Below are 13,129 nucleotides of genomic sequence, written 5' to 3'. Positions count from 1 at the left end.
GGGCTCCGACACAAAAAGCACGGACGCTTATAGTTGACTACTACTTTCAACTATGCAGACAAACCCGCTTCCGCAACGCGAGCATTTTCGAGCATGACCAGCAGATCCGGCGACGCGCCGACCAGAAGCAGGCTTACGGCAGAAGCGCTTTCCGTCGGACATGGCGGGCAGGCTGTGGTCCAGGATATCGAACTTGATATTTTCGAAGGCTGCATGACGGCACTGCTGGGGCCCAATGGCTCTGGAAAATCGACCCTTCTTGCGGGTTTTGCCCGCCTGCTGCCGGCGCTTGGCGGATGTGTGCGTCTCGACGGTTGCGACCTTTCGACGTTTCCCAGCCGCCACGTGGCGCGCGTGCTGGGCCTGTTGCCGCAGCAGCCGCCCGTTCCGGAAGGTCTCAGCGTGTTCGACCTGGTTGCCCGTGGCCGTTTTCCCCATCAGGGCTTTTTCAGCCAGTGGAGCCGCCAGGATGAAGCAGCCGTTGGCGAAGCGCTCGCCCTCGCCGCGATCGGCGATCTGGCCGACAGGCCGGTGGAAACCCTGTCCGGCGGGCAAAGGCAGCGGGCCTGGATTGCCATGGTGCTGGCTCAGGAAACCCCGCTGCTTTTGCTCGATGAACCGACCACCTTTCTCGATGCCGCCCATCAGGTCGCCATTCTCGATCTTCTGCGCGATCTGGTCCGCCGTCATCGTCGCACGGTGGTTTGTGTCCTGCATGACCTCAACATGGCGCTTCAATATGCCGACCGGCTGGTTTTCCTGAAGGCGGGCAGGATCCGCCACGTCCTGACGCACCCGTCGCAATGCGATGGCCGGATCATAGAAGAGGTGTTCGAGATGCCGGTGGTCAGCCTGTCGCACCCGCAAAACGGGCTGCCGGTTTTTCTGCCCTGCACGTCGCGGCAGCCGGAAGCCCGGCCATGATCGCCATGAGCCGCGCCGGTCAAGGCCGCGAAAGGCCCGTTCTGTTGCCGATGCTGTCCGTTCTGGCGGTGCTGGCCATTCTCCACATCCAGCAGGGTGCGCGGCCCATTCCGGCAACCGTCATGCTCGATGCCATCCTTTCCCCGGATCGCGACGCGTTCGACCATTTCGTGATCCTGTCCCTCAGGCTGCCGCGTGCAATCGCCTGCATCGTTGCGGGAGCAGCGCTCGGGGCGGCGGGTTTTCTGCTGCAGGTGGCGATGCGCAATCGTCTGGCGGAGCCGCATGTTCTCGGCCTCAATGCGGGAGCAAGCCTTGCCGTCGTGCTGGTGACCACCTACCAGCCGGTCGGGCTGCCGGACATCCTGATGCCGCTTGCCGCAAGCCTCGGCGCAGCCGGCCTGTTCGGTCTTGTCCTCGCCCTGTCTGCGGTGGGATCCGGCAGGTTCGACCCCGTCAGGATGGTTTTCTTCGGGATTGCGCTTTCCGCACTTGCCAGTGCCCTTGTCTCCGCAATCCTCATCCTGAACGAGGACACGCTGGAGCAGTTGCGTTTCTGGCTGGTGGGAGATGCTGCCGGCGTTGGCTCCGCCTCCGTCTGGTCAACCTTACCGGCCGTCGCACTCGGGCTTGTGGCGGGCTGCCTGCTGATGCCGCAGCTTGCCACGTTCAGCCTTGGCGAGAGCATTTCCGTCGCGCTCGGCGCCTCGGTGCGCAAAACCCGTGTCGCTGCGCTCGTCGTGACGGCGTTGCTGTGCGGTTCCGCCGTTTCCCTTGTCGGCCCGATCGGCTTCGTCGGCCTGATGGCGCCGGCCCTTTGGCCCCGCCTGCATCAGCGTCCCTCATTGGGGGCCTTCCTGCTGGTTGCCGGTTCAGGAGCCGCGATCCTGCTTGCGGCAGACATTCTGGCCCTCGGACTTCTGGCGCCGACCGAACTGCCGACCGGGGCCTTGACCGGACTTGCCGGCGCCCCCGTCTTCATCTGGCTGGTGGCAAGGAGGCTCACATGAGCCGCTTCCTTATGCCCCCGCCCGCAAGGAATGCACGACGCCTTGCCCTGCGCCTCGGTCCGTTTTCCACCCGCCTTGCCGTGCGAGGGCTTGCGGCAAACCTTCTTCTTGCATTCTGCCTGCTTCTCGTTGTCTGGCTCGGCCTCTCGCTCGGCAGCCGCCCGATCCCGCTTGCCACGATCCTTGCCTGGCTGCGACTGGAGCAGGTCAACGAGACCGACAGCATCATCCTTGGCAGCCTGCGCGCGCCACGACTATGCCTGTCCATGCTGAGTGGCGCCATGCTGGCGCTGTCCGGCGCCTTGACGCAGCATGTGACGCGCAATGGCCTTGCCGATCCAGGCCTCATGGGCGTTCGATCGGCTGCCGCCCTCCTCATCGTCGCCCTCATTCTCGCATGGCCTCAGGCGCCGCTCGCATTGCGGCCGGTCGTTGGCCTTGCCGGCGGCCTGCTGGCCGGGCTGATGGTCAGCTTCCTTGCGCGGGGTGCAAGTCCCCTCAAATTCGTGATGATCGGCTTCGGCATCTCCTGGTGCCTGTCCTCGGCGCTCGTCATCCTGCTGGCATCTGCCGATATCCGCAGCCTGCAACGCGCGATGATATGGCTTGCGGGAAGCCTGGAAGGAGCGGATTGGCCGGCCGTGCGCCTTGCCCTGGTCGTGTTCGTTCCGACAGCCATCGCATGCCTTGGCCTTGCCCGGCAGGCGGAGCTTCTGGACCTCGGAGCGGCCACCGCGTCTGCGCTTGGGATCAATCAGACACGGCTGCATGTTGCATGCCTTGCGATAGCCGTTCTTCTGGTGGCAACCAGTGTTTCCGTGGCCGGCGGGCTCGGCTTTGTCGGCCTGGTTGCGCCACACATGGCACGCTTCCTGCCAAGGCAGGGTCTGGCGGGCCGACTGATCTGTGCCACGCTCATCGGGGCTCTGCTGGTCATGGTTGCCGATCTTGCCGGCAGCATCGCCTTTTCGCCCATTCGCCTGCCGGTCGGCATTTCGCTGGCAGCGATTGGCGCGCCGGTCCTGATCCTTCTCCTTTGGCTCCGTGGAAACAGGATATGAAACCGTGATACGATCCGGCCTCCTTACGTTGATCCTTATCGCATTGGTGATGGCGCCGACTGTCGCAGGGGCGTTGACGATCGTCGACGACCTCGGGCGCTCGGTGACGCTGGCGCGCCCTGCAGAAAGGATCGTCTCCAATTACGACATCGACGTCACGATCCCGCTCATCGAACTCGGCGCCATGCCGATTGCCAGCCACGGGCGGCTTGCAGGCGACGGCAAGCCCTATCTGCGCTCGTCGAAACTGCTGACAGGTATAGATTTTGACAATAGCGACATTGCTTTCATCGGTGCCGCCGAGACCGATCTGGAGGCCGTTGCCGCGCTGAAGCCGGATCTGATCGTCACGGAGATTTCGCGTGCCACGCCGGTGGAGACGCTCGAAAAACTCGCGCCGACCATTGTGATCAATTCCGATCTCGGCGCGCCGCATGTTTATGCCCTGCTTGCCGCTGCCACCGGAAAAGAAGCCGAATTCAGGCGGCTGGACAGCCGTTACCGCGCGCAGCTGGCCCTGATGAAGGCAGAGGTGCAGCCGGAAAGGCACTTAGTTTCCGTTTTCCAGCCCCTTCGCGGCAAGCTCAATGTCTACCAGAGCTACCGCGCGATCGGGCAGGTGCTGCGCGATGCCGGCTTCCGCTTCCCGCCGCTGATCGATGACATTCCCGCAGGCCAAAGCATTGTCGTCAGCGTCGAGCGATTGCCGGATCTCGATGCCGATGTGATCTTTGACCCTTACCGCTCCGACCGCAAACAGGGCGCCAGGGCAGAGATTGCCGCCATGGAAAGAATGGTGCCGGGCTTTTGCAGGTTTCTGTCCGCCTGCCGCAACGGGCGCTATATCCTGACCCCCCGCGAAGAGGCAATTTCGAACTCTTATGCGGCCCTGTCGCGCATGGTCGCCATCGTGCAGACAGCGTTTGGCCCCAGGCCGCCGGGTTCTGGAACGTCGCCGGAGCCATCCGGCCTCGCCATGCCGGCGCGATGACGGCGCAAGGCGAAACCGGCTGCCGGGCTTCGCTCTTGTCTTGGCTTTGCGGTCTGTTCTAAACGATGGACCACAGTGAAACGCAGGAGCGGTGAAAGACCGGATCGTCCCATGTCATCGCAGGAAAGACCCGTTCGCTTCAAGGACCGTTTCGCAGACCAGCTCGCAAAACGCCGCGCGCGCCTGTCTCCCAGCCTCCTGAAGGTTGTGGAGTTCATCGACGCCCACCGCCACCGGGTCCTCGGACTTTCCGCACTCGAGATCGGATTCGAGACCGGGGCGTCGGACGCAACCGTCATTCGCGCCATCCAGGCGCTGGGCTTCAGCGGGCTGCGCGAACTGAAGGATGTTCTGGAAGCCTGGCTTGGAGAAACGGATTCGCCCATCGAGAAGATGGCAGCAACGCTTCGTGATGTGGACGGCCACGTCAACAAGGCGCTGGACTTCGTGCTCCAAGCGACATCGACGACCGTCGATGCGCTTTCGTCTGCGGAGAATCGGCGTGCCATTGCGGCGATCGCGCAGCATCTGGGGGCCGCCGAGGGTCTGGGCGTTTTCGGTATCGGGGCCTCGGGCATCATCGCGGATTACGGTGCGCGCCTGTTTTGGCGCTCCGGCTTGCCAAGCTATTCGCTGAATGCAACCGGCATTGCGCTTGCGGAACAGCTTCTGGCCATGCGCAAGGGACACATGCTGATCATGCTTCTGCACGGCAGGGCTCACCGGGAGGCAATGGCCGCCATTGCCGAAGCGGAACGGCTTGAGATCCCCATCATGATGGTGCTTGGAAAAAGCGATACGCCACTGCGCAGTCACGCGACGGAGGTTGTTGTTCTTCCGCGCAGCAAGACGGAACTGATCGCCCTGCATGCGCCTTCCGTCTTCGCGATCGAATTGCTGCACATCGCCTATTGCGCAACACAACCCGAGCCGACGCTCCAAACGCTTGAACGTCTTGTCGAGCTTCGAAACGTGATCCGTCCTCATTCAAAATAAGGCACTGGTTCGAACCGCAAGAATGCGCCATCTAGTTTATATCCCGCGGATACGACCCCGAGTAACGTGGACGCGCTCTGGATGAGTTGGCAGGCCGGACAACCTTGCCGGTTACAATCGGCCACCGGCTGGAATCGGCGAAGATCATTGCGGATGCTGGCCCCAATCCTAGTAACCTTGCCGTTCGCTTCGCGTTAATCGTGGTGTCGACGCCGGCACTGTCCCAGCCCAGCGCTACGCCGGAGTGCAGGCCGCCACTGCCAAACATGGCAGCAGCCGTGGTGGCCGTCTAAGCCGCAGCCAAGTACCTTGCGTATGATGGAGGAGAGGAAGAGCGACCGCAACAGGACTGGTGCGCAATCAGCCCTCATTTCTCACCCGCCTCCAATCAACTGTGCTCCTTAGCAACAGCAGCAGCCGGGTGTCTTTGCTTTTCGGACGTGGTCGAAATTCCTCGCCGGATCAAGAGGTCCGATTGCGGTTTTCCTCTGGCTGGCAGCCAAAACCGCTCAAGCGCAATTGGCACCGATCATCGACACTTGTTAATAGCCAGCCGATTTCTGTCCAGCCGCCCAGCTTCTTCAAACGGATAGGTGCAATAAAGAATTTGACCGCCTGACTCAGAATGATTAAACATGAATTTTATACTCATATTAAATCTGAACGATATGCTGTTCCACGCCAACAACCATGGATAGACTTGATGCAGTCTATCTGTCTCTCAGAGCGAGCCTTTCCCGCAGTATCGCCGCCATCATCGGTGATCGGGTAATGGCTGATGATCTTACGCAAGAGATCTATGTGCGAGCGCGCAAGTCGCTGGAGACGCGCACCCCTGATAATCTCGAAGCCTTTCTGTGGAAGATTGGGAGTAATCTGGCGCTAGACCATCTGCGCCACACCAAGACCGCGGCGCGCCGGATCTCGTCCGGCGTTGGAGTAGATCATCTTGAGGAAATTGCCGACACAGGGCCAACCGGTGAGCAGCGGTTGAACGCCCGTGATGAACTGCGGATAGTTATCCAGCACATGGAGAAGCTGCCGGCGCGGGCGCGTGAGGTGTGGCTCTTAAGCCGCCTGGAGGGCTGGTCCTATCCGAAGATCGCTCAGCATCTCGATGTCTCTCCCAACACGGTTTTCAACGACATGAAAATGGTCATGGGCCTTTTTGTGGATCTAAAAAGGCGAATGAATCGAGATGCGTAGAGAAAAACGTTCAGCTTATGGGGAAAAATTGGGCGAATCCTTCGTCCCAAACGTCACCTACATGAGGCGCATTATGTCGTCCGATGCGTGTGGAGGCTGAACAATGAGTGAGACTGCTGTCGGCTCCGGCTCACCTGAGAACTACTGTCATGCCGACCCTGATCTGGATGCAGCACTCGAGTGGTATGTGCGTCTTCACAGCGGGGACGCGGTGTCCGGCGACCTTGATAGGGCCTATCGCACCTGGCTGGCTGCGTCACCTGCCAACCGGGCAGCCTTCCAGGAGGTTGAGGCAATCTGGGGCGATCAGACCATTCTGGAAGCCTCCCGCCTGTGGCCGGTCTGTCCCGCCCAGCCGGAACCGGTCAGACGAAAACGGCAATGGATGCCGATACGCACGCGTCTCTGGCACTGGCAGGCGGCTGTCGCTTTCCTGCTTCTCACGATGGGTCTGCAGTTGTTTAGCCCTGACCTCTTCGTGTGGTTGCAGGCCGACTACCAGACAAGGGTTGGGCAAACCACAGACATCCGGCTGCCCGACGGGTCTCGGATGGTTCTCAACAGCAGGAGCGCCGTCAAACTGGATTTTAACAATAACCAGCGTGGCGTTAAGATACTTGCTGGCGAAGCATGGTTCGATGTCGTTCACGACGCGGCACACCCGTTTCGCGTCGAGGGACGTTTTACTGACACCTTCGTTCTGGGAACACAGTTTGCCGTAAAGGTCGAACCTGACGACGACGTGATCTCTCTGGAAGCCGGTCGGGTTGATGCGGCCCATCACGATCCGTCTTTACCCCACAGACATCTTTTGCCTGGTCAAATGGTCAAAGCCGATCGGATGACGATATCGGACGTATCTGAGTTCGATCGCGATGAAGTGCTTGGCTGGTTGGAAGGGCGCTATGTGTTCGCTGACAAGCGGCTGGAGGATGTTCTCGATGATCTTGCAGACAAGGTGCCGGAGCGCATCATAGTCCTCAACCGCACGCTCTTGAATGTCCCCATCAGTGGCAATTTCCGTCTTGAACGGTCACAAGCCATGATGACCGGAATAGCCGCCGCCGCAGGCGGTCGCGCCATCAGCCTTCCCGGGGGCTATATAATCATTCGTTAGTTACTCAACTTTCTTTGTGAGGTTTTGCAGGGTCGAACGTCATTGCTTGCGTAGGCAGTCGGAAGCTGCCGCCACCCCACAGGAAACGGGGTGACCAGAAGGGGGTGTCGCCATGAGGGATGGCGACGCATGCAGGAGACGGACATGCTGACCATGGGGATTTGCTCAAAGCGCGCAGGCCGGATGACAGCCTTGCTGGCGACATCGGCGCTGGCCACTTTGATTGCTTTGGCAGGGGATGCACTCGGCCAGACGGGGCCGCAAGCAACCAGTTCCAGCAGCCAGCGGGACTTTCTCATACAGGCTCAGCCCCTCGATCAGGCATTGAAGGCCTTCATCCGTGCGACGGGCTGGCAGATCGGTTATCCGGCAGGCTTAACCGCCGGAAAGCGCTCCCACGCCATCACGGCGACGGTGTCACCTGAACGCGCGCTTCAGATGCTGCTCGAAGGCACAGGTATCGGGTTCAGGCAGACGGGCACCGATGCAGGCGTCCTCTTTGGTCGTGATACGCGCACTGATGCTTCAGGTGTCAATGATGGGGCTACGGTCCTGGATACCGTCCTCATTCAAGCCAATTCCAATGGCGTCATTCTCGGCACCGACAGCTTGGCAGATACCGGCACCAGCACCGTCGCCGGAGGCCAGATCGCGCTGCGCAGCCAGGGCGGCGACGCAAACGGCATCCTGCGAAACCTGCCGAACGCCCAGTACCAGAACGACATCAGCACTTCGGCAGGCGCAACCGACCAGACCGTGATCGACCTTCGGCCCAAGGAAGTTTCGATTTCCGGCGCGCGCATCTATGAGAACAATTTCATCCTGAACGGCATGGATATCAATACCGTGACCGGTAGCCAGGATCGCTATGGAACGAGCGCTGATCTGGAAGACGACAAATCGCCGCCCAATGCCGACCGCATGTTCGACCTGCACTCGCAGACGATCTATGTGCCGAGCGATTTCGTGGAAAGCGTTACGGTCATCGACAGCAATGCCTCGGCAAAATACGGCAATTTCCAGGGGGGCGTTGTTTCCTACGACCTGAAAAATGCCAGCAAGGACCGGTTGCGCGGCAGTGTCAGCACCGATTTCACGACAAGTGACTGGAGCGGCTTCATCCTCGGCACGGATGATGGGCTGAATCCGGCAAACGTGGCCAGGAACGAATATCTGCAGCGGCGGAGCGCGTTCACGCTCACCGGCCCGCTCACGGACAATATTGCGGTGCTCGGCGAATACAGCCGTTCGTCTGGCGTGACGAACAAGGAGCGCAACTATATCTACACACAGGACCGTGACATCGAGGAGAATTCCAAAAATGAATTCTATCGCGGTCAGGCTGTCGCTGAGACCGATTTCGGCGATTTCACGCTGGAAGGGGTCTACACCCGTTACAACCGGAGCTGGGACAACACTGATTGGCGTGACATGGCGATCGATCTCAGCAAGCGTTCCTTTGTCTCCAAGCTTCAGAACGATTACGAGTTCGAGGATCTTGAACTGGGCGGTCTGGCGCTCTCCAACGTCAAGCTGCAATCCAAGCTGGGCTTCAGCACCTCCAATTCGCTGAACGATAAAAGCAGCAATATTGGTTACGTATATGATCAGGCGCTCTGGCGCGCGGGGCAGTTGATATGGCAGGCAACCGAACAGTCCAGTTGGTGCCAGACGGGCCTTCCGATGACGAGCGGCACGCAGGTTTGTTATGAAGGTGCCACTGGCGGGGATCTGGAACAGGGGCAGGAGAGGTGGGACTGGTCACAGGAACTGAACGGGGATGTGGGGAACGGCACGTTTCTGCTAGGCGCCGACTATTCTCATGTGACAGCCCATCGCCGTCGACCGGAAGAAGCCGTCTACTTCTCCAATTACACCACGCTTGGCGAGGTGACGGGTATCTCCGCGTTCAACTGCGGGAATGCCGAAGCCTGCTCACCGGAGCAATTTGCTGTCAGCAAGACGATCTACAAGGCCTTCAACACCAAGGCTTCTCTGAACAGCTTTAACACCTACGGCGAAGTCGAGCAAAAATGGGACTGGTTCACACTGCGCGCCGGTGCCCGCCTTTCCTACGACGACTACATGAAAAATCTGGACATTGCGCCGCGTGTGGTCGCAACGGTCACGCCATGGCAGGATTTTGCGGTTTCTGCCGGTTACAACCGGTATTACGATGCAAAGTCGCTGGCTTTCGCCATTCGTGACGGACAACCGCGCCCGCAGACATTTACGCGCTCCCGCACCGGTGCGACGGTTCCGGATACCTGGAAGCCAACCACTGCCACCTATTACGTCAACAGCGCCTCCGGTCTCGACACCCCCTATACCGACGAGTTCACCCTGTCCCTATCCGGCACGGAACCGCTCCTGGATGGCGACTGGCGTATCCGCTATCTCGACCGACGAGCGAAGGACCAATACGCGACGCAAAACCCCACCTCGTCGGGTCCGGCTATTCTCACCAATGATGGAACCGGTGCCTATCAGTCTGTCTCGGCGGAATATACCAGGGAACTCGCGACGCCCGGCATTGCCGGTCTGGACGGGCTTTCCGTCAATGCGTCGGTGACGTGGTCGCAGCGCGAAGTGTCCAACAACAGTTATTTCGAGAGTGATCTGGACGACGATTATGTCTGGTACAAGAACCAGTCCTACACCAAGGAGGGGTTCAACGTCGTCACGGGCAACATGGATATTCCCGTGCGCCTGCAGGCGGGGCTTGCCAGTACCTGGCTTGAGGAGCGATTGAACGTCAATCTCTCCGCCAACTACAACTTTGCCTATAAGGGCGTGAAGACGACCAACCAGAACATCAACGTGAACGGAATTTCCCACGAAATCTACGAGGATTTCGACTTCGATGGTCTGGTTACCTTCGATCTGGCCGCCAGCTACATTGCCTATAAAAAGGACGACCGTAGCTTCTCGGTGAACATCAAGGTCGAGAACCTGTTCAACGAGATCGGCAATTCCACTGCGGATGAAGATCACCCGTGGATCATCGGTCGCACGGTCTGGGTCGGCGCGAAGGCGACCTTTTGATGAGTATTGTACGCTTCTTCGCCGGGCGAAACTTGTGTTTTCTGTTGATGGCAATCTTAACGGTTGCCACGGATGTGCCGGCCCATTGCAGTCCCGCGCATGAGCCTGAGTGGGATCCACGTCTGGTTCAAGGGCAGCTCCCCAATGGCCTGACGTATTACATTTACGATAGCGAGAAGCCGGCAGACCCATACAATATCCGCCTGATCGTTCGCGCGGGCTCGGTTGATGAGGAGCAGCCGAGCGGCATCGCTCACATCATCGAACACATGGTGTTTCAATCGACGGCATCCCATCCGGAAACTGTCCACCGCTATCTGGATCGGATCGGCTGGCGCACAGGGCGGGAGATCAATGCGATGACCCGCGAGACCGAGACCCAGTTCATGATCCGCACCCGCCCGGGCGATCGCAGCGGCGCAGACGTTGCGTTGTCGTTGCTGGCCGACATGGTTCTGTATCCAAGCTTCAAGCGGTCTGACTGGGAGAAGGAGCGGCTCGTCATTCTGGAAGAGTTGAGGCTTGGGGAAGGAGCGGCTGACCGTATCAATCGACAAAAGAAGGCCGTATTGCGGGCAGGTTCCCGCTATGTGGACAGACCGACGATCGGTACCCGCGAAGGGATCATGGCGGCAAGCGTGCACACGATGCAGGACTTCCATGATCGTTTCTATACCGCGTCGAACATGGTGTTGATCGTATCGGGTCGGGTTGATGCGCAAGCCGTCCGTTCCGCAATCGAACAGTCTTTCGGGCGCGCCCAAGCTCGTCCGAAACCGGACCGCAGCTATGTCGCCTTTCCCTTGAAAAACGAATTGAGTGGCGGCGTTGTCCAGAATGAAAAAGGTTCGACCTCGCAAGTCACTTACGCCTTTCGCCTGCCGATGCCGGACCGTGCCAGCAGTGCAGGTTCCAAGGCTTATCTCGAAAAATATCTGCTGGACCGGCTGATCCGCCAAAAGATCGGAAGGCTTGCCACCGCCTATTCTGACAAACTGGATGGCCTTAGCTTCGTACTCCAGGAGCCGACCGAAAATCGACTGATTCTTGCGCTCAACGGAAAGACCAAGGATCATCAAAACGCCGCTGAACTGCTCATGGACGTCGCCGAGCGCCTTCGGCGAGAGGGTATCGCGCAAGCGGATTTCGAGGCTGTGATGGCCGATGCCAAAGCCATCAATGCGCGCAATCCAGACGCTGCCCGAACGCGCACCTTCACCGAGTGGGAAGACCGCATCGCTTCGGCCGTTCTCATGCAAGGCATCCTGTCTGATCCGCAACGACGTACTGAGCGCACAGGCGAACTGCTTGAACAGATCAGCCTTCAGACAGTGAATGACAGACTGGCTTGGATGCTGGGCGCACCCGATCAGGTGATGCTCTATCAGTTTCCCGGCGCGCAGCGCGCCATCGCGCCTGATCTTGCCGTCCTGTCGGCACAACGCGAGCGTCTTGCGCGTCTGGCGCAGCTGCCGCCTCTGCCCATGCCTGATAAACCGCTGCCAGCGGCAATGCCGGCGGCCATTCCCGATTGGCCGCAGAAGGGGGCAGCGCTGCCCTCTGGCGGGGTGATCAGCGTCGAGCAAGATCCTCATTCGACGGTAACCGAGTGGCGTCTGTCAAATGGCGACCGCTTCGTCTGGCTGGATCATCAGACGCCCGCGTCAAAAATCTATCTGTCCGGGCGTTCGTCCGTCGGCTACCGCAACCAGCAATTCGGCAGCCTGCTGTCTCAGGCGGCACTCCAGCTGTGGACGCAGAGCGGTTTTGGCTTCTGGTCGCAGGCCGAGTATGACCGGTGGCAGGAAAAACAGACGCAAACCTGGTCCTGGGCCCTGCATGCCGGCCATCTGGATGTCGGCGCTGTGGTCGAGCCTCAGCACTTGCCGGACCTGATGAGGAACTATGCGGCCACGGTTGAGCACGGTCTGGTGCGTGATGCGGCCGTTCCTGCCTTTGCCGAGTCTAGAGCGAATCTCAGCGCGAGGACCGACGCCTTCAGCGATCTGGTCTATGGTCCCGATACTGACGAACAGGACGACACGCAGGCCGTCACGGGTGAAAGGCTGGAGGCGGCTGCACAGGCCTTGCTGCGTCAGCCCGTAATCTGGTTTGCAGTTGGCCCCAAACCGGATGATGCGGCTCTTGACAAGGTCTTTGCAATGGCAGGCGGCCTGGACAGGCGGGCCGTTCTGACGGCATCTGCACCCCAGCAGAAGAGCGATATCAAGTGGCAAAATCTTCACACGAAGGGCGATGATCGGGCGCAGGTTCGGATCAGCTTTTCCTCGCGACACGACTGGACGCCGGAGGCCGGTTTCATCCTGTCGACATTCAACCTGCCGACCCAACAAGCGCTGAAGGCAGAGCTGCGGCACCGCCTGAGTGGCGTCTATTCTGTCAACTTTGACCTGAAGCTCGATAAAGATACCGACCGTGTTGTGGGGGAGCTGTCTTTTTCCTGCGCTCCGCAGCGTGCCAACGAGTTAAGCCATGCAGCCCTTGAAACGCTGAAACGCATGCCGGAAATTCTTGGCGATGCTGATATAGCAGCTTTGCGCAAAGATATTGCCGATGCCGAGCAGCAGCGAAAGACCGATCCAGCCACCTTGTTGCGCAGACTGGCGCTCAGCTACGAGCGATACGGGGACGCTGGTTATCTGAGGCGCGTGCAAGCGCTGGGTGACAAGCTGACCGCCGATGGAATGAGCCGTCATGCCCGGCATGTTTTCGATCTCACCAACCTTGTGGTGCTTATCGAAACTCCGGAATAACGGAT

General features: G+C 59.8%; 9 protein-coding genes. All 9 read left to right on the top strand.

Going from position 1 to position 13,129, the window contains the following annotated elements:
• The first annotated feature begins 93 nt into the window (after positions 1 to 93).
• The gene (locus AC4CWF_RS25115) at positions 94 to 924 is read left to right on the top strand and encodes an ABC transporter ATP-binding protein (protein ID WP_491286553.1); all 831 of its coding nucleotides are present in this window, start codon (positions 94 to 96) and stop codon (positions 922 to 924) included.
• Entirely contained in the window at positions 921 to 1,934 is a 1,014-nt protein-coding gene (locus AC4CWF_RS25110; protein ID WP_491286551.1) for a FecCD family ABC transporter permease, read from the top strand. The genes AC4CWF_RS25115 and AC4CWF_RS25110 overlap by 4 nt, the downstream gene beginning before the upstream one ends.
• The gene (locus AC4CWF_RS25105; protein ID WP_491286548.1) at positions 1,931 to 2,995 is read left to right on the top strand and encodes a FecCD family ABC transporter permease; all 1,065 of its coding nucleotides are present in this window, start codon (positions 1,931 to 1,933) and stop codon (positions 2,993 to 2,995) included. Before AC4CWF_RS25110 ends, AC4CWF_RS25105 begins: the two co-directional genes overlap by 4 nt.
• A gap of 7 nt (positions 2,996 to 3,002) precedes the next feature.
• Positions 3,003 to 3,986 (top strand): ABC transporter substrate-binding protein, encoded by a 984-nt coding sequence (locus AC4CWF_RS25100; protein ID WP_491287813.1) that lies wholly within the window; start codon positions 3,003 to 3,005, stop codon positions 3,984 to 3,986.
• Between the two features lie 111 nt (positions 3,987 to 4,097).
• Positions 4,098 to 4,982 carry a MurR/RpiR family transcriptional regulator gene (locus AC4CWF_RS25095; RefSeq protein WP_491286546.1) on the top strand — a complete coding sequence of 295 codons (885 nt, stop codon included), beginning with the start codon at positions 4,098 to 4,100 and terminating at the stop codon, positions 4,980 to 4,982.
• Between the two features lie 771 nt (positions 4,983 to 5,753).
• Positions 5,754 to 6,188 (top strand): RNA polymerase sigma factor, encoded by a 435-nt coding sequence (locus AC4CWF_RS25090; RefSeq protein WP_491286544.1) that lies wholly within the window; start codon positions 5,754 to 5,756, stop codon positions 6,186 to 6,188.
• Between the two features lie 103 nt (positions 6,189 to 6,291).
• Complete coding sequence (locus tag AC4CWF_RS25085) at positions 6,292 to 7,305, top strand: FecR family protein (RefSeq protein WP_491286542.1); 1,014 nt, start codon at positions 6,292 to 6,294, stop codon at positions 7,303 to 7,305.
• Positions 7,306 to 7,434: 129 nt separating this feature from the next.
• The gene (locus AC4CWF_RS25080) at positions 7,435 to 10,350 is read left to right on the top strand and encodes a hypothetical protein (RefSeq protein ID WP_491286540.1); all 2,916 of its coding nucleotides are present in this window, start codon (positions 7,435 to 7,437) and stop codon (positions 10,348 to 10,350) included.
• Positions 10,350 to 13,124: a M16 family metallopeptidase gene (locus tag AC4CWF_RS25075; protein WP_491286538.1), complete on the top strand. Its 2,775-nt coding sequence runs from the start codon at positions 10,350 to 10,352 to the stop codon at positions 13,122 to 13,124. Before AC4CWF_RS25080 ends, AC4CWF_RS25075 begins: the two co-directional genes overlap by 1 nt.
• Positions 13,125 to 13,129: the final 5 nt, after the last annotated feature.

The organism is Neorhizobium sp. PAMB6630 (genome assembly GCF_058242775.1).
This window is presented reverse-complemented; position numbering and strand designations above follow the sequence as displayed.

Excerpts from the sequence above, each read along its gene's own strand:
- AC4CWF_RS25115 (WP_491286553.1), top strand. The coding sequence starts at position 94 with ATGACCAGCAGATCCGGCGACGCGCCGACCAGAAGCAGGCTTACGGCA.
- AC4CWF_RS25110 (WP_491286551.1), top strand. The coding sequence starts at position 921 with ATGATCGCCATGAGCCGCGCCGGTCAAGGCCGCGAAAGGCCCGTTCTG.
- AC4CWF_RS25105 (WP_491286548.1), top strand. The coding sequence starts at position 1,931 with ATGAGCCGCTTCCTTATGCCCCCGCCCGCAAGGAATGCACGACGCCTT.
- AC4CWF_RS25095 (WP_491286546.1), top strand. The coding sequence starts at position 4,098 with ATGTCATCGCAGGAAAGACCCGTTCGCTTCAAGGACCGTTTCGCAGAC.
- AC4CWF_RS25090 (WP_491286544.1), top strand. The coding sequence starts at position 5,754 with ATGGCTGATGATCTTACGCAAGAGATCTATGTGCGAGCGCGCAAGTCG.
- AC4CWF_RS25085 (WP_491286542.1), top strand. The coding sequence starts at position 6,292 with ATGAGTGAGACTGCTGTCGGCTCCGGCTCACCTGAGAACTACTGTCAT.
- AC4CWF_RS25080 (WP_491286540.1), top strand. The coding sequence starts at position 7,435 with ATGCAGGAGACGGACATGCTGACCATGGGGATTTGCTCAAAGCGCGCA.
- AC4CWF_RS25075 (WP_491286538.1), top strand. The coding sequence starts at position 10,350 with ATGAGTATTGTACGCTTCTTCGCCGGGCGAAACTTGTGTTTTCTGTTG.